12 protein-coding genes are annotated in these 18044 nt (G+C 53.3%); 11 read left to right on the top strand and 1 reads right to left on the bottom strand.

The features are described from left to right. Positions 1 to 4 precede the first annotated feature (4 nt). A complete protein-coding gene (gene coaA, locus JOD55_RS04090) occupies positions 5 to 970 on the bottom strand; it encodes a type I pantothenate kinase (RefSeq protein WP_204398811.1) in 966 nt (321 codons plus the stop codon). 148 nt (positions 971 to 1118) lie between these two features. Here coaA and glmS point away from each other — a divergent pair, with 148 nt between their 5' ends. From glmS to JOD55_RS04145, 11 genes are all read left to right on the top strand, one after another. Beyond that, entirely contained in the window at positions 1119 to 2978 is a 1860-nt protein-coding gene (glmS, locus tag JOD55_RS04095) for a glutamine--fructose-6-phosphate transaminase (isomerizing) (RefSeq protein ID WP_204398812.1), read from the top strand. Between the two features lie 51 nt (positions 2979 to 3029). After that, positions 3030 to 4766, top strand: a complete 1737-nt coding sequence (locus JOD55_RS04100; protein WP_204398813.1) for a bifunctional ADP-dependent NAD(P)H-hydrate dehydratase/NAD(P)H-hydrate epimerase — start codon at positions 3030 to 3032, stop codon at positions 4764 to 4766. 1 nt (position 4767) lies between these two features. Then, positions 4768 to 5919 (top strand): alanine racemase, encoded by a 1152-nt coding sequence (alr, locus tag JOD55_RS04105; RefSeq protein WP_204398814.1) that lies wholly within the window; start codon positions 4768 to 4770, stop codon positions 5917 to 5919. 22 nt (positions 5920 to 5941) lie between these two features. Next, positions 5942 to 6550 carry a tRNA (adenosine(37)-N6)-threonylcarbamoyltransferase complex ATPase subunit type 1 TsaE gene (tsaE, locus tag JOD55_RS04110; protein WP_338022193.1) on the top strand — a complete coding sequence of 203 codons (609 nt, stop codon included), beginning with the start codon at positions 5942 to 5944 and terminating at the stop codon, positions 6548 to 6550. 16 nt (positions 6551 to 6566) lie between these two features. After that, on the top strand, positions 6567 to 7727 hold the full coding sequence (locus tag JOD55_RS04115) for a hypothetical protein (RefSeq protein ID WP_204398815.1): 1161 nt from the start codon (positions 6567 to 6569) through the stop codon (positions 7725 to 7727). Continuing rightward, positions 7702 to 8421, top strand: coding sequence for a tRNA (adenosine(37)-N6)-threonylcarbamoyltransferase complex dimerization subunit type 1 TsaB (gene tsaB / locus JOD55_RS04120; protein WP_204398816.1), 720 nt, complete (start codon positions 7702 to 7704; stop codon positions 8419 to 8421). The genes JOD55_RS04115 and tsaB overlap by 26 nt, the downstream gene beginning before the upstream one ends. Further along, entirely contained in the window at positions 8402 to 8869 is a 468-nt protein-coding gene (locus tag JOD55_RS04125) for a GNAT family N-acetyltransferase (RefSeq protein WP_204398817.1), read from the top strand. The genes tsaB and JOD55_RS04125 overlap by 20 nt, the downstream gene beginning before the upstream one ends. 229 nt (positions 8870 to 9098) lie before the next feature. After that, complete coding sequence (locus JOD55_RS04130; protein ID WP_204398818.1) at positions 9099 to 9809, top strand: succinate dehydrogenase/fumarate reductase transmembrane subunit; 711 nt, start codon at positions 9099 to 9101, stop codon at positions 9807 to 9809. A gap of 17 nt (positions 9810 to 9826) precedes the next feature. Beyond that, positions 9827 to 11797: a fumarate reductase/succinate dehydrogenase flavoprotein subunit gene (locus JOD55_RS04135; protein ID WP_204398819.1), complete on the top strand. Its 1971-nt coding sequence runs from the start codon at positions 9827 to 9829 to the stop codon at positions 11795 to 11797. After that, on the top strand, positions 11794 to 12525 hold the full coding sequence (locus tag JOD55_RS04140) for a succinate dehydrogenase/fumarate reductase iron-sulfur subunit (RefSeq protein ID WP_204398820.1): 732 nt from the start codon (positions 11794 to 11796) through the stop codon (positions 12523 to 12525). The genes JOD55_RS04135 and JOD55_RS04140 overlap by 4 nt, the downstream gene beginning before the upstream one ends. Positions 12526 to 12886: 361 nt before the next feature. Further along, on the top strand, positions 12887 to 17803 hold the full coding sequence (locus JOD55_RS04145; RefSeq protein WP_204398821.1) for a beta strand repeat-containing protein: 4917 nt from the start codon (positions 12887 to 12889) through the stop codon (positions 17801 to 17803). The last annotated feature ends 241 nt before the right edge of the window (positions 17804 to 18044 follow it).

The raw sequence follows: 18044 nt of genomic DNA on the forward strand, positions 1-18044 counted from the left end.
GTAATTAGAGCTTGCGCAGGTGTATCTGATCAATCACGTGGTCTTCATTCTTGTGGAGGACGACGGTGGCACGGGTACGAGTGGGAGCAATATTCTCGCGCAGATTGGGAAGATTGATGCTCATCCACACGTCTCGTGCCAATTGATCAGTTTCTTGATCCGACAGGTGCATGTAGTTTTTGAAAAATGAGCGCTCATCGGTAAATGCCGTGGTCCGAAGCTTGTGAAAACGATCGATGTACCATTTTTCGAGACTGTCTTCGCTCGCATCGAGATAGATCGAAAAATCGAAGTAGTCGGATACAGCGTGGAACTCGCCGTCGGTGGTCGAGAGCCGTGGCGGTTGGAGCACGTTGAGACCTTCGACGATGAGGATGTCAGGTTGGTCAATGGTGAGGTATTCACCTGGCACAATATCGTAAGTGACGTGGTCGTAAATGGGCACGCGCAGGTTCCGCTCACCGGCTTTGAGCGCGGAGAGCAGATCGATGAGTCCGTGCCGGTCGTATGACTCAGGGAAGCCCTTGCGGTGCATAATTCCGAGCTGTTCGAGCTGCTCGTTTGGTAGCAAGAAGCCATCGGTGGTGATCAAATCGACGTTCGGTGTTTCTGGCCATCTCTTCATGAGTTCTTGCAGCAGGCGGGCGGCGGTGGATTTCCCGACGGCCACGGAGCCAGCAATTCCGATGATCCACGGCGTTTTTGTATCCTTGCGATTCAAAAACACGTTTTCATCTCCGAGCAACTGCCACGTGTGTCGCGCGTACATCTGTATCAGCGCAGATAGCGGGCGATAAATTGCGTCAACTTCGGCCAGGTCAACTGGATCGCCCAAACTGGCCAGATTGCGAATATCTCGATTGCTCAGTGGAAGCTCGGTAGTGTCTGCGAGTTTGCGCCATTCTTCGCTGGGGATTGAGACATAGGGTGAAGGTGCCGGAATAGTACTCGACGTGGAAAAAGAATTCATGTCCACTAGTTTTCCAGTATTTTGCTCGGCAACCAAGTTTTAGCAGCGTCTGGCGACGTCGGTGGGTTACGTTAGCTCGAGCAAGTTTCGTTTCGCTCAGTGTGAGTCCTGCTTTTGAGCTTATGCGCAATGCGTTAGTCTTGAAGCTATGTGTGGAATTGTTGGATATATAGGTTCGCCAAGCGCATCATCAAAAGCGCTAGATGTAGTTATTGAAGGTCTTACCCGTTTAGAGTATCGAGGTTATGATTCTGCTGGTATTGCAGTTGCCACCGATACGGGAATCGTAGTGCGGAAAAAGGCAGGACGTGTTGAAAACCTCAACGAGCTGCTCGAACAATCTGCACCTCCGGCAGCGCACAGCGCAATTGGACATACCCGATGGGCGACTCACGGCTCGCCGAGCGACGTCAATGCTCATCCGCACTGTTCGCCAGATGGCGAGGTAGCAATCGTTCACAATGGAATCGTAGAAAACCATCAAGAGCTGCGTGAACAGTTACTCGCACAGGGCGCAACGTTCGTATCCGAAACCGATTCGGAAATCGTTGCCCACCTGCTCGGTCAGGCTTTTGACCAGCATAAAGACCTAGAAATCGCTATGCGCCAGGTGGTAAATCTCCTTGAGGGCTCCTTCGCATTAGTGGCAATAGCGCGCCAAGAACCAGGGAAAATACTGGCAGCCCGCCGCAACTCTCCGCTCGTCGTCGGAATAGGTGAGGGCGAGAACTTCCTCGGATCGGACGTGGCTGCATTCGTCGGCTACACGCGTCAAGCTATGGCCATCGATCAAGATCAGCTGGTGGTGCTCACCGCCGATTCAGTAACGGTCACAGATTTTGCTGGTAATCCGGTCGAAGCGAGCACTTATGAGGTCGATTGGGACGTAGAAGCTGCGATGACGGACGGTTTCGATACCTATATGGAGAAAGAAATCCACGAGCAGCCGCGTGCAGTGGCAGAAACCTTGCTAGGGCGCCGCACCAAAACTGGGGAACTGCACTTAGACGAGCTACGAATGGACGAAGCGGACTTGCGTGCAATCGATAAAATCATTGTGATCGCCTGCGGTTCGGCTGCTTATGCTGGTCATGTGGCTCGATACGCGATTGAGCATTGGTGCCGTATCCCAGTAGAGGTAGAGCTTGCACACGAATTCCGCTACCGCGATCCTGTGGTCAATTCTCGCACTCTCGTGGTTGCTATTTCGCAGTCTGGCGAGACGATGGACACGCTTATGGCGGTGCGTCATGCTCGTGAGCAGGGAGCGCGTGTGCTGGCGATCGTCAATGTGTTTGGCTCCACGATTGCGCGCGAAGCAGACGCAGTGCTTTATACGCATGCTGGTCCAGAAGTCGCGGTGGCCTCAACGAAGGCTTTCTCGGCTCAGATCGCTGCTGCGTATCTGCTCGGTCTGTACCTCGCTCAGCTGCGCGGAAACAAGTATTCTGACGAAGTCGCCACGTATCTCAATGAACTCGCGATGATGCCCAGCCGAATGGAGTCGGTATTAGCGCAGGAAGAGGCAGTAAAAGAGCTTGCTCGCAAGATGAGCGACGTCGAATCGGTGCTTTTCTTAGGACGCCACGTTGGATTCCCGATCGCTTTGGAGGGCGCGCTCAAGCTCAAGGAGCTGGCCTATATTCATGCTGAGGGTTTTGCCGCTGGCGAGCTCAAACACGGGCCGATTGCGCTGGTAGAGGAGGGGTTGCCGATCTTCGTGATCGTTCCGACTCCACGCCGGCCTTTGCTCCATGCCAAGGTGATTTCGAATCTGGAAGAAGTCAAGACGCGCGGTGCTCGCGTGGTGGTGGTAGCTGAGGAAGGCGATAGCGCAGTTGACGACCTTGCGGAGTTGATTATTCGCGTTCCGCATGCCACTCCAACGCTGATGATGCCGCTGGTGACCATCATTCCGCTTCAGATTTTTGCGTGCGAATTGGCACGTCAAAAGGGGTACGACGTCGATAAGCCGCGCAACCTGGCAAAGGCGGTGACGGTCGAGTAACCCTTGCTGCACCAGCACGAGCCCCATCGAAGAATCGGAGACTGAGACTACATGGAATACGCATTTGGTGTTCAAGCTGTGCGGATGGCAGAGCAAAGGCTTCTCGATCAGGGAGTGCCTTTGATGGAACAGGCATCTTTTGCGCTGGCCACAAGCACAATTCGTGCTCTCAAAAAGCGTGGTTTCCGACTTCCGGGCTCAACTGTTTTGTTGTTGGTTGGCAGCGGCAATAACGGCGCAGATGCGCTGTTCGCAGGAGTGACGCTGGCGCGGCGTGGACTCCAGGTTGCGGCCGTCGTCGGTGATCGTGTTCATGACGACGCCGTTGCGGCAGCTCATCGCGCCGGGTTGCGTATCGTTCAGAATCCCGACGACACCACCTTGCGTCAGCTTGCCCGCGCGTGTGGCACGTGGATCGACGGCATACTTGGAATCGGTGCGGTCGGGCAGGTGCGTGATCCTTATGCGGCGTGGATACGTGTGCTTTGCGAAGAATTAACGACTTCGCCAGCAAAACCACTGGTTGTGGCAGTAGATGTGCCCTCAGGATTGAACGCTGATTCAGGGGAGAGTCCGCAGTGCGTAGTCCCTGCGGATATGACCGTGACGATGGGGTGCCTGAAACCTGCCTTGCTTGAGCCACCAGCTGCGTTTTTGGCAGGTAGCGTCGAGGTGGTGCCACTCGGTTTTGAGCAGGTCTTATTCGCCAATAGGGATTTTACCAATGACGATGTGCCGGCAGGCGTGCGGGTAGTAGACGACGTTGACGTACGCGATCATTGGTTCGTGCCAGGTTTTTCGGATCACAAATACACGCGTGGAGTGCTCGGCGTTTTGACGGGTTCGGCGCAGTATCCGGGTGCAGCGAATTTGAGCGTCGGGGGAGCACACAAGCTCGGTTTAGGAATGATCCGCTATTTGGGTGAGAATCGGGCTGTGGTGAAGAGTTTTCCTGAGGTAGTAAACGTGCCTGGCCGCGTACAAGCTCTGCTTGTGGGCTCGGGAGTGACCGAACTGGGCGATGCTCGCACAGTTATCACGCAAACTCCTACCCAGCTTCCTTTGATTCTAGACGCCGGTGGCATCGATTTAGTACCGGAAATTTCGAAGTCTTTGGCACCTGCTGCGCCAGGAACACAAACAGCAGCGACACCCGGAGATACAACGCAAGCAGTAGCAACACTGGCACCTGCAACACCAGCACCAGCAACGCTGGCGCCTACCAGCCGGCCGATCGTCATCACGCCGCACGCCGGCGAACTTGCGCGACTGCTAACGCAGTCGGGCAGGAAGGTCACCCGCAGTGAGGTAGAGAGAAAACCGCGCTATTTTGCCCAACAAGCTGCTGAGACTTTCGGCGTCTGCGTTGTGCTCAAAGGATCCATCACGCTGATCGCAGACCCAGTGGGTGGAATCTTTGCCCAAAGTGGTGCACCTGCTTGGACGGGAACTGCAGGAGCAGGTGACGTACTTGCGGGAGTAATTGCCGGCGTCGTCACCATGTTCCAGGCACAACGAGAACTGGACCTCCACGACGCAAGCGAGACCAACTCGCAACCAGAGCTGACTCATTCTGATCTTTCCTTAGCTGCGGCGATAGGAGTTCATCTCCACTCTCGCGCCGCCGCAACTACTGCCCGATGCTCGAAAACACCCGAGCAGCACACCCAACGGCTAGCGAGACGTGAATTACAAGACAAACGCAGATTGGGCATTCCTATAACTGCAAGCGATATTATCGATTCGTTGTCAGATGTTATCGATGAAATTCTCAACTACGGGAGATGATATGAGCTTGAAAGACGCGTACAACGGAGAACCACATTTTCCATCGCGTGCGCTTATCTCGCGTAGTGCTTTTGAGCATAACCTTGGCAAAGCGCGAGAATTAGCTGGCGAAGCTCAGATCATGGCGGTGATCAAAGCCGATGCGTATGGTCATGGAGCTGAAAAAATTGGTGAATGGGCGCTCGACGCTGGCGTGGAATGGCTTGCTGTTGCTCAGCTTGGAGAGGCGATTGCGCTGCGTAAAACCCTGCACGAGCGCGGGCGAATGCTCGCGTTGATTGCTGAACCGGGGGCGCCGTTTTGGGAAGCGCTTGAGCTGGGGATTGATCTTTCGGTTGGGGCGAGCTGGGCTCTCGATGAGATTGCGCTCGCGGCTAATGAATCAAAGACTCGCGCCCGCGTGCATATCGAAGTGGATACTGGCATGGCGCGAGGTGGATTTTCGCTTGCCGAATTGCCGTCGATTATTCCGATGATTGCAGCTTATGCGGAAAGTGGTTTGATCGAGACGGTGGGCTTGTGGTCGCATCTGGCGCTCGCTGATGATCTTGAATCGACGCAGACACAACGCCAGACGGAAGATTTCGAACGCGCAGCTCAGCTTTTTGCCGACGCCGGAATAGAAATTGAGTTTCACCATCTGGCCGCTTCGGCAGGCTTACTCTGGCATCCGGAGACCCGATTTTCAATGGTGCGGCCTGGCATTATGCTCTACGGACTGAGCCCGGCGCCGGAGGTAGCGACGGCCGAAGAGATGGGCTTGGAGCCGGTGATGAGGTTAGAAGCTGATCTTGTGTCGGTGCGCGATGTGCCAGCAGGTACGGGCGTGAGTTATGGGCACACAGCCACTACTCAAGAGCCGATGCGCTTAGGTACGGTTCCGCTCGGTTACGCAGATGGCATTCCGCGTCATGCCTCAAATAGTGTGGAAGTTGTGATTGGTGGGCAGCGTCATAAGCTGATTGGTCGAGTGTGCATGGATCAGTTTGTGGTGGCAGCGCCAGATGCGGTTGCCGGAGACACTGTGACTCTTTTTGGCGCGTCTGCGAGCGGTTTCCCGACGGCGGACGATTGGGCGCAGCATTGTGACACAATTGGTTATGAAATAGTGTCTCGTTTAGGAACACGAGTTCCGCGGTATTTCGTAGACTAAGAGGGTTCCGCAAAGGAGAAGAATGATGGAAGTTTCAATTCGTGTTCCGCTGGTAAGCGATATTCAAGCGGTGGGTGCTGCACTGGGACGTGCCGCTCAACCAGGCGATATGGTGATGCTCAACGGTCCGCTTGGAGCAGGTAAGACGACGATGACCCAGGGAATCGCGCGCGGTTTAGGTGTGAAAGGGAAAGTTTCTTCTCCGACGTTCGTCATTGCGCAGATTCATCGCGGTGCGCAGCTCGATTTAGTGCATGTGGACGCATATCGGCTGAGTTCAATTGAGGAACTTGATGCCCTTGATCTCGACACTTCTTTGGATGTTTCTTTAACGGTAGTCGAATGGGGTGCGGGCAAGGTTGAGGCGCTTTCCGGAGATCGACTTGAGATTGCTATTGAGCGACCAGAAGGGGCGCAGGCAGGTTTGGATCCCGAGGATCTTTTCGTTGATGCGCCGCGGACGCTCACAGTGCATTCTTTTGGTGAGCGCGGTGACGCTTTCTTGACTGCGTTGCTCGCTGATCCGGACGTCCGCTCGCTCATTGAAGCAACTGAGCAGGTTAATGCAGCTGAGCAGGTTGGAGCAACTGAGCAGTGCGGCTGCGCTGCTAGCGCCGCTCTTTCTGATTAAGTTTTGGATTTTTACCATGAGTATGCGTCGTTTGTGGGTTGCCGCTCTTGGAGCATTTATTGTGTGCGGAGGGTTTGTGGGCGTGGCGCAAGCGTCTGCCCAGATAAGTGAGCCATCGACGTCGCAGACGCTCATTTCTGCTCAAAACCGTACACACGACGCCGCGTTCACCGCACACGACGCATCCGTAACCACGGTTCACGGGACGTTTATCGTGCGCGATGCGTCCGTTACCGCTGCCCACGCGGCCTACACCGCCCGCGACCTGTACTTCACTTCCGGTGAGGCTGAGGTTAACGCGTGGTTCAACCAAAATGCACAGTCGTTAATTCTCGCTTATGCTCCAGATGCATTTCCAAAGGCCACTGCTAGTGAGGTGGCAAAATTCTCTGTGGGCAAGCCGATTCGCGCCGCACAATTCGAAGCTAAAGGCACCAAAGTTGGTATCACCGAATCGAATGTGTGGGTGGCGCCGGTGCGTAACCAAACGAATGAGCCAGTAGGTGCTATTTCCGCAGATTTTTCGGACGGGAAAGCGAAAAAAGATAACGTTTATGGCGATCCGGCACTGGGTGCGGCCATTTCGATCGTGGACTCGGCACGCGCCGTTGTCTTTGATGAACCGCTCAAAGCGTGGTTTGCAGTCAAAGAATCGGTGGTCACCTCGGCTGATGCGCAAGCGAAGAAGATCTTGCTTGGCTCCATGCCACTAGATACTTTTTTAATCCAACGAGAGCGACTCATTGGAACTGGCTCGGTGATCGGCGCCGATGATACTGCGTCCGCAACACCGGCCAGCTCGGCAAAGTCGCAATATCTTAGCCCGCTGCAAATCATGCTGATTGTGCTGTTCGTATTGGCAGTTGTTACAGTATCTTTAGTATGGCTGCGTTGGGAACAGGCCGAAAACGCTGCGCGCAAAAATGACGGCGAACGCCAAATCCATCGCCCTGAGTCGGGGAAGTGGAGCATCGTTGATCACACCAAGAAATCTCGAAAGATGCGTTTTCGAGATTCAGGCGGCAAGATTTCCCTTTATCGCAAGGCAGATCTAGATAAAGTCGAATCCGGTTCGGCAGGCGCGGACGCCAGGCCTGCTGCCGACTCACCTATGAAAAGCGCAGGATTTGCAACAACCACTGAGAAAGACGATGAAAATGAAATACTTGACGATTGATGCATCACACCATGTGATTGTGGGCGTATGCGATGTGAACTTGGGCGTTGTGCAGGAGTTGAGCGCGATGCGTTCACAAGATTCGCGCCACCACGTTGAACAATTGACACCGATGGTGCGCCAGGTTTTGCAGCAAGCTGGCATTGATCGACCTGATGCTATTGTGGTGGGCACCGGACCAGCAGCATTTACTGGATTGCGTGCAGGTTTGGTTACGGCGCGCACCTTGGCGCGCGCATGGGACATGCCAATTTATGGACTTTCTTCTGCGGAAGTGATGGCGCTGGCTGGGGCTGATGCTGGATTGAATCTCGTTGAGGGCGTCATTGATGCGCGCCGTAAGGAAGTTTATGCCCTGCAAGCTCGGGCGATGGGGGCAGACGACGTCGAGATCATCAAACCGGTTCGCGTGCTCAAGCCGGCGGATTTGGCGCAGGAGCTGAGCGTCGATCGGGCGATCGTGGCCTGTGCTGATGGAGATCTTTATGCAGATGTACTGGGAGAACGAGTTACTGTTGACTGTGCGCCAGCGGTGATGGTGCGTCTGCTTCTTTCACGAATTGCCCGTGTAGAAGCTGGCGAAGATATTAGTTTTGATACTGAGCCGCAGTATTTGCGCCGTCCAGACGTGCATGGAGGAGCGCACTCCCAACCAGCTGCAACTGAGAATCCGTATGGCTCTGCCGGAAAATAGCAGTATTATTGAGGTTCCCGCCGGATGGGTGGAGCGTTGCGCGCGTTTCGACCTGCGAAATTTTGGCCGCGACGCTTGGCCGATAGACGTGTGGAAAGATGAGCTGGTGGCCTCGGATCGCTCGTACTATGCGGTTGTGTGCGATGCGCAACCGCATGAGAGTGTGGGCGCTTTGCTCGCGATTGCGGGTATTTCTCACGGGCCGGACGCGGAGTTACTCACGATAGGCGTTGACGCAGCGTATCGTCGTCGGGGAATAGCGCGCGAACTACTTGCATTCATGCTCGATATTCCTCGTTCTCGCCAGGCCGATCGGGTATTTCTCGAGGTGCGTAAGGCCGACGCCGGTGCCCAAGCTTTGTATAAGGCTTTCGGTTTCGAGCCGATTTCGGTGCGTAAAAAGTATTATTCCGACGACGACGCTGTGGTTATGCGCCTAGCGCTGTAGCGTTTCGTGGGTGAATACTGGCTCCGGTCTTGGCAAATACGATATACGCAAACAAAGTCTCACAAAAATAGCTGCCGCATTCGCCGTCGTTCTAATTGGCTTGTGGGCGCGGAATACGGCACATGATTGAAAAATCACGATGTTTTCTGAGGCTCAAATTGGCGAAAAATAGGCTTTTCTAGGTACTTACGCCCGGTAACGTCACGGCCTATTCTGGTATTTTTTGAGTGTGGCTAACTCAACTGTAATTAACAAAAGCGGCCGTAAGACGACCGTGGCACTCAAGGTGCTCATGGCCGGTACTGGCCTGATCTTCGTCCTATTCTTGCTGTTCCATATGTATGGCAATCTCAAGATGTTGCTCGGAGCAGACGCTTTCAATCACTATGCACACTGGTTGCAGAACGACCTCCTCTATCCGATCCTCCCTCACAAGGGTGGCGTGTGGATTATGCGTGTGTTCTTGCTGCTGGCAATTGTGGGGCATGCGTATTCCGCTATCGCGCTCTGGGGCCGTGCTAACAAAGCTCGTGGCAATGCCTACAAGGTGAGCACGGGAACTAAGGTGCGTGCTGGCCAGACCTACACCGCACGCACAATGCGTTGGGGTGGAATCATCATCGCGATCTTCATCGTCTTCCACTTGCTGCAGTTCACCACGCTTCATCTTTCAGTTGGTGCGGAAAACTACGCAGCGATGGAACCATATGACCGCGTTGTGGCTGGATTCTCCGTCCCGTGGTTGTGGGCATTCTACCTGGTAGCGATGGTGGCTGTGGCATTGCATGTGCGTCATGGTGTGTGGTCGGCTCTGGCTACGCTGGGTCTTTCCACCCGCAAGCGTGAGCGCGCTTTCAAGCTAACTGGCGATATTGTCGCGTTCGCGCTGATCGTTGGCTTCATGACTCCACCGACCATGATCCTGTTCGGGCTTCTTTAAGAATAGGAAAGTAAGAAATGACAGAAACATTGATTAAGGGTCTGTACCGCGAGGGCGAGGCAATTGTAGATGCCAAAGCTCCTCAAGGACCGCTCGAAAAGCGTTGGGAGCAGCGCAAATTTGAAGCGCGCTTGGTGAACCCTGCGAACCGTCGTAAGCTCTCCGTCATCGTCGTCGGAACCGGACTTGCTGGTGGTGCAGGCGCTGCTTCGCTAGGTGAAATGGGATACAACGTCAAGGCGTTCTTCTACCAGGATTCGGCTCGCCGTGCACATTCAATTGCTGCTCAGGGCGGTATTAACGCGGCTAAAAACTACAAGAACGACAACGACTCCACCTATCGCTTGTTCTACGACACCATTAAGGGTGGCGACTTCCGCGCCCGCGAGTCCAACGTTTACCGTTTGGCTGAGGTTTCAGCGAATATTATCGACCAGTGTGTGGCACAGGGCGTTCCTTTCGCTCGTGAATATGGTGGTCTGCTCGATAACCGTTCCTTCGGTGGTGTGCAGGTTTCCCGTACGTTCTATGCTCGTGGTCAGACGGGTCAGCAGCTGCTCATCGGTGCATATCAAGCGCTCATGCGTCAAGCTAAGGCTGGCACCGTTGAACTGTTCAGCCGCCACGAGATGGTTGATCTGATTGTTATTGACGGTCGTGCCCGCGGAATTATCGCCCGCGACATGATCACCGGTGAGATGGAAACGCACCTGGCTGACGCCGTCGTCATTGCAACTGGTGGATATGGAAACGTCTTCTTCCTGTCCACGAACGCAATGGGATGTAATGGTTCGGCTGTGTGGCGTGCGCACCGTCGCGGCGCATTCTTTGGCAACCCGTGCTACACGCAGATCCATCCAACCTGTATTCCACAGCACGGTAGCTCGCAGTCGAAGCTGACGCTTATGTCGGAGTCGCTGCGTAACGATGGCCGTATCTGGGTTCCAAAGAAAGCTGAGGACACCAAGAAAGATCCTCGCGATATTCCAGAAGAAGATCGCGACTACTACTTGGAGCGTATCTACCCAGCATTCGGTAACCTCGTTCCTCGTGATATTGCTTCGCGTCAGGCGAAGAACATGTGTGACGAAGGGCGCGGCGTCGGCCCAGAGATCGACGGCGTTGCACGTGGCGTATACCTTGACTTCGCTGAGCCAATTCAGCGTATGGGCAAGGCGCAGGTGTCTGCGAAGTACGGCAACCTCTTCGATATGTATGAGCGCATTACCGGTGAGAATCCTTACGAAGTGCCAATGCGCATCTATCCGGCAGTGCACTACACCATGGGTGGCCTGTGGGTTGATTACGATCTGCAGTCCACGATTCCTGGTCTGTTTGTGGCAGGTGAAGCGAACTTCTCGGATCACGGCGCAAACCGCTTGGGTGCTTCGGCGCTCATGCAAGGTCTAGCTGATGGCTACTTCGTGCTTCCAAATACGATCAACGACTACTTAGCCGACGGCCCATTCCCGGCTGTTGATCCAGAGAACGCAGAGCTCAAGGCGATCCAGAAAGAGAATACGGATCGTATCGATCACTTCATGTCCAACGACGGAAACCGCTCGGTTGATTCGTTCCACAAGGAATTGGGTCAGATCATGTGGGAGTACTGTGGCATGGAGCGCACTGAGGAAGGCCTGAAGAAAGCAATCGGCATGATTCGTGCGCTGCGTGAAGAGTTCTGGAAGAACGTTCGCGTGACCGGTAAGGCTGATGAGCTCAACCAGGCGTTGGAGAAGGCTGGCCGCGTGGCTGACTTCTTCGAGCTTGGCGAGTTGATGTGTATTGACGCTCTTCACCGTGAAGAGTCCTGCGGTGGACACTTCCGTGCGGAGTCTCAAACGGAAGAGGGCGAGGCCCTGCGCCACGACGATAAGTTCGCTTATGTAGCTGCTTGGGAGTTTGCTGGCGACGGCGAAGCCCCAGTTCTACACAAGGAAGACCTCAACTACGAATTCGTCCATATGAAGCAGCGGAGCTACAAGTGAAAATTAACCTCGAATATTGGCGTCAAGCTGGCCCAGAAGATAAAGGTCACTTCGAGACGCACACCATCCAGAATGTTGAAGCAGAGGCATCTTTCCTTGAGATGCTTGACCAGCTGAACGAAGAGCTATTCGACGAGGGCAAGGAACCTGTTGCTTTCGATTCGGATTGCCGTGAGGGTATCTGCGGTCAGTGTGGAATTGTTATTAACGGCGATCCGCACGGTCCAGAAGTGACCACCACGTGCCAGTTGCACATGCGTCATTTCAAAGACGGCGATACCATCACCATCGAACCGTGGCGTTCGACGGCATTCCCAGTGCTGCGTGATCTGGTTGTTGATCGTTCGGCTTTGGATCGTATCGTGCAGGCTGGTGGCTACATCTCGGTGAATACCGGTGCTGCTCCTGATGCGCATGCTGCACCTGTTCGCAAGGAGAATGCTGATAAGGCATTTGAGGCTGCGGCATGTATCGGCTGTGGTGCTTGCGTGGCTGCCTGCCCGAATGGTTCGGCTATGCTCTTTACATCTGCGAAAGTTGTGCATCTGGGCTTGCTCCCACAAGGGCAGCCAGAGCGCAAAGAGCGCGTTGTAAATATGCTCTCTCAGCATGATGCTGAAGGATTTGGCGGTTGTACAAACACTGGAGCTTGTGCTTCGGCTTGCCCGAAAGAAGTTCCACTTGAGTTCATCTCAATGCTCAACCGCGATCTGATTAAAGCAATGTAACAGGGGTTGCTTTGCAGGGGTGCAGGTCGATGACCTGCGCCCCTTTTTGTATGTGGGGGCGTTGAGGGGTGTTGGGATATCTAGGTTGGGGTCGGTGTCTGAGGTGGGTGTGTTGGTGCGGTCGTCGAGTTTTGGTGTGGATTTCGCATGATCTCGATATATGTGGAGATGTTTGCGAAAGCGCCCCAAAAGGCGAGGGGTTAAAGGCCGGATTGTGTGTCGGGGCGTTTCTAGGGCCGGTTGGGGTCGTGACGGCGATTAACAGACTGAGGCAAGCAGAGCGATATGTGCGGCAGAGCTAATATTTTACGTGGAAAACGTAGTTCGAATAAGGTAATGTTTAATTGATTATTCTAATAATTTGAAAGAGATTTTTATGTACGCTCACCCCTCTCTCAGTGGCACTCCGAAAAAGGCGAGCTTTGTTCATTTTTTGAGTGGCAAATACGGTTTCCGTAAAGCTAACGGTAGAAAATACGGTATTTTGGCACTGTGTTTCGCAATGATTATCGGAGCATTTTCTGGTGTGGCACTTCCTGCTTTTGCAGCCGGCGGTCAGATGACCGTTACCGTTACCCCGCAACAAAGCACTTTTAAGCCTGGCGAGAAGGTCAAATATATTGTTTCGTACACCTGTAGTGTGGCGAGCTGTGATAATGCGCAGATTAGTTTTCAAGTTGCAGGGCAAAAAGGAGAAACTCTCTCAGAACTAATTACAAGTGCCAATGTTAACGCATCTTATGTTAATACTTCGGCAATGTATTGGAATGCCGGCAATCTAGCCGCTGGTACAACAGGTTCTTTTATGGTGGAGCTAGCCACTACTAATGGTGGGTATGGAAACAGTGAAGCCCTCACGCTAAGCGCTACGATGTCGGCCACGGGTAGCTCAAATGCTACAACTAGTGCTGCTGTGACTGCGCAAGCTACCGATCAGGCGAAGATTAATTTAGCCTATTCGCCAGCTAATCTAGCCGTTGGGAACACCGGTAAATATGCCTTTAATATGGTGGTGGGCAGCAATGTGGGTGCTCTGTACCTGTATGATTCGCAATTCGTCGTCGATATTCCTGCCGGTGCAGTATTGCCTTTTTTGGAAAATACTGCAAACGGAACTCCGGTATGGACCCCAGGCGCGGATGGAACGGGTGGAACGTTAACATGCCCGGTTCCTGCGAGGCCGGGGCTTTCAGGGATGTATGGATATAATCCTGGTAATTTTGCGTGGTGTACGGCAGACATTACTTTTCCAAAGGATCGTTTCACACCTGGGCAAACAGTGCAGATTCCGGGTCGCTGGGTTGGAAATATTGAGGATTGGACCTCTGGTTCGCAAGTGCGCACCCAGGTCACGAAAACTGCCACTTTTAGCACTACGTTGTCAGGTACAGTGCCGAATCAAACCTCGCAGGATACGAATGTACATGCGAGCTCTGGAACGAAATGTATGCAACCTGAACAAGGTTATACTGGATCAGTCGGTTTTGATACCTATGGTGCGGATGTTACAAAAGCAGTGTTCAAGTTCGCTCAACCCGCGGGTGGAACCTGGGTGCTCACAAATGTGGTTCCGCAATTCAAAACTACTCTTGATCTTGTTATTGAATACCGCTATGTGGGGGATACAGTAACTCGCACGAAGCATATCGCGCCAAATACTGATTCAGGTGCATGGCCCGATTCTGGTGGTGTACTAGATTGGGTGCAAGTCACTGCAACTGGTCTCATTGTAGGCGGAGGCATTACTTCTCCACTCGATGATCTGCAGATTCAGTATGGTGGCAAGTTCCCTCTCGGCATGACGCCGGGCGCGAGCACCACTCTACAGCGCTCAGTGGAGCTCACCTATGGTGACGGTACTGTGCTCACTACAACTATTCCTAATAATGAAACGATTTCGCTGTGTGAATCATGGCGCGGAAGTCTCACCATTGTTGCTGGTCAATCGTATAACGAGAGTATGGTTGGTGTGCCATTTAGTCACTCACTTACGGTATCTCAGGCCTCGTATACTGCCTCATTGGCGCCTCATGTGTCGTTTATTGTGCCGTCAAATTTGGCATTTGATCCTAAATCTGTGAGCTTCGTGTCTGGTACAGCTGGGATTCCTAATGTTGCGCCGTTGTCTATCACGAGTAAAGCTGTATCGGGTGGTACGCAGTGGGATATTGATTGGAGCAATATTGTGATGCCGCCGTTGGTGGACACAAAGACTCCTATAAATTTCAAATTTTCTTATAATGTGATACCCACTGCTCCAGTAACCCCATCGAATCTGCCATACCAAGCTTTGTTGTGGCAAAACGCGAATGTTCCATTACAGGCGCAGCCTTCTCCTGGAATGTATGTGAACGACACCTATAATGTGGATTCAAATGATGCAACAACAGTGCTGCCCTGGGGCTCAGGGGTATTGACTTACATTCCTCTCACTCAGATGACGACGAATTTGTTGACCAATCCTGCTGGTCTTGCCCTGCGTGACGCTCAGATAGAACCGGGCGGTACCTATGCGCAGGATTTGTTGATGAGTAATACGACTGCGGTAGATTACAAAGATGCTGTGGTGTATGCGGTGCTTCCGTACGTAGGTGATCATGGCCTGCTTGGCACGAACGAATCTACTGTTCATGGCTCGCAGTGGGCGCCTGTGTTCGCGGGTGTATCGAGTGTTCCTGCTGGGTATACGGTAGAGTATTCCACTTCCACTAATCCGTGCCGGACAGAGGTTAATACCGCGGCTGCCGGATGTGTAAACGATTGGACGTCGACGGCTCCGGCTGATCTTTCTACGGTTAAGGCTTTGCGTTTTAAGGCTGGTGCTACGGTGTTGCCTGCCGGAAAGTCTGTTTCGTTCCAGTGGAAGCTCACTGCACCTGCTAATGCAACTGGCACGGCGTATGCGTCGGTTGCTCGTTCGAGTGTGCCTGTTGGTTCGAGTGCTTATGAAATTACTGAGACTGCTTTGACGTCGGCAACGGTGATGCCTTCTGCGATTGATGTGACGTCGTCGTTTGTGTTGAATGATAAAAACGGCGATGGGAAAGGTGACGCGGGCGAAACTGTTACGTGGAATTACGTTGTGAAAAACACTGGTGGTGCTACGCTCAACAATATCGTGATCAACGGACGTGCGGTCACCTGCACCCCAACTACCTTGGCGGGTGGAGCACAAGCTACGTGTAGTACAACGTCGACGATTAGCCAAGCGGATGTGGACGCGCAGAGTTATCTGGATGTGGTGACTGCGTCTGGAACGAATAGTGTGGGTCAAACTGTGACTTCTGTGCAGCGCACGCTCAGCGTGCCTTTGGCCTCGGGCGTTGGTGTGAAGCTTGATAAGCAAGCAAAGCTGTCTACCGATGCAAATGCCAATGGTCTTGCTGATGTTAATGATGTTATTACCTACACTTTTGTGGTGACGAATACGGGTGACCAGACGGTCAATAACCTCACGCTTGACGATAAAATGCTTACGGATCTCGGTTTGACGCTCACTTGTCCTGCATCGGTTGGTCCTGGTGTGAGTGTGAACTGCGCGAGCGTGGATATGATGGTGTCGGCATCGCAGGTTGATACGCTTGCCACGATTACCAATTCAGCGAGCGTATCAGGTAAAACTGGTTTGAATGCGGATGTGACGTCTAATGTTTCGACGACGAACACCGCAACGAACCAAGCAGCAGGTATTGCTGCGAATGATGCCTCGCTGGTTTTAGTCAATGATGCTGATGGTGACGGTGTTATCGATCTTGGCGATACGGTCAAAGCTGTGATTACAGTGGTGAACACGGGCGGTGTCACGTTGAGCACGGTTGGGGTTGCGTCAACGAACACCTCACTACCGATGACATGTGTCAAGACATCTCTTGGAGCAGGTGAAACTACGACGTGTGAGTCGAGCGTGTATGCGGCGTCGCAAGCTGATATTGATTCAGGAAAGATTACTACCACGCTCAATCCCACGGGTGTTAGCCCAGCAAGTACGAAGCTGAGCGCTGGTGATTTCCCGGTTTCCCTCGCCACGTCTCAAGTTAGTGGCTTGGTGCTCGTTAAGACAGCCAAGCTCACGGGCGATGTGAATAGTAATGGTGCTGGTGATCCTGGCGATACGGTAACCTACACGTTCACGGTGACGAATACTGGTGACGTGACCATCTCTAGCCCGGTTATTGCAGATCAGAACCTAGCAGATCGTGGCATTACGGTGACGTGCCCTGCCACGATAGGTGCTAAGACCAGCGTGGCTTGTGGCCCGGTTGATATGAAGCTCACTCAGGCTGATGTTGATGCGGGCGCGACGTTTGTTAATACAGCCTCAGTGTCGGGTAAGAATCCTGACGGCACGGCGGTGACGAGCGGATTCCATCAGGCCACTACTGGCTTAAACCAAATCGCGCAAATCGCTGGTGTGACGGCCGTGAAACTTGTTGATGATGCTGATGGTGATGGTCTCGCTGACGCCGGCGATACTGTGCAGCTGACCATGACTGTAACGAATACTGGCGCAGTAAGTGTTGATACTCTGACGGCTACTGTTGGGAGCGGATACACGATGACTTGCACTCCAAGCAAGATTGGTGCTGGACAAACCGCAACGTGTACCTCGCAACCAGTTAGCGTCACGCAAGCTGATGTTGATGCGGGTACCGTTCAAGGAAGCGTGGAAACAACAGGCGTGGGCGTGAACAAAATTAACGTAACCACGGGCAAACAAACTGCTTCTTTGCCTACCGATTCTCGGGCAGAGCTATCGCTGAGTGGACAAGTGTGGCTCAATGACGTAAACGACAATCAGCTAGCTGATGAGGACGAAACGGTTACGTTCGTTTACACAGTGACCAATACTGGCACGCGTTCAGTTGACTCGCTAACTGGTGTACTCAACCCAACCGTTGATGGTGCTGGTCTGGTTGCTGGTGATACTGATCGGGTGATTGACTGTGATAAGGCAGCCCTTGCCCCTGGTCAGAGCGCGGTCTGTAAGGAAACAGTGACTGTAACAAAAACCGACATCACTGCTGGCAAAGTCCGTTCCGCGCTACTGGCTAAAGCAATCGCCAGTGGCAATGTCGCGGTACAAACTACGCCAGTGATCCTCGAACAAGAAACCACAAAACCAGTCGCGGTGCCACAGGCACCTGAACAAGCGTCAACTCCAGTTTTGGATCTGGTTGAATCGGTGCTTGCTAAGACTGGAAGCGCATCGATGGTGCTGGTCTTTGTGGCACTTATGCTCCTTGGGGCGGGCGTTGGGCTGCGTCGGAAGCGAGCATAGCGCAAGGCTTTAGCCGTTAGCTATTATCGCAACGCTATCGCTTTTAGAACGTCTCGCTTTTAAGGCTGGCCGATACGGCATACCGTGTGTAACACGATGCTTTATCGGCCAGCCTTCATTTGCGCGCTGAAAATCCCTCGCTGAAAGCGAGAATAGGCGCCCGTGCGCTCGTATATCAGCACGAGCAGACGGACGAACTCCGCCGCAATCCCGCCATCACCGTCAGCCACCATCGTCGCTA

The organism is Arcanobacterium pluranimalium, from assembly GCF_016907845.1.
GTDB classification, from domain to species: Bacteria; Actinomycetota; Actinomycetes; order Actinomycetales; family Actinomycetaceae; genus Arcanobacterium_A; species Arcanobacterium_A pluranimalium.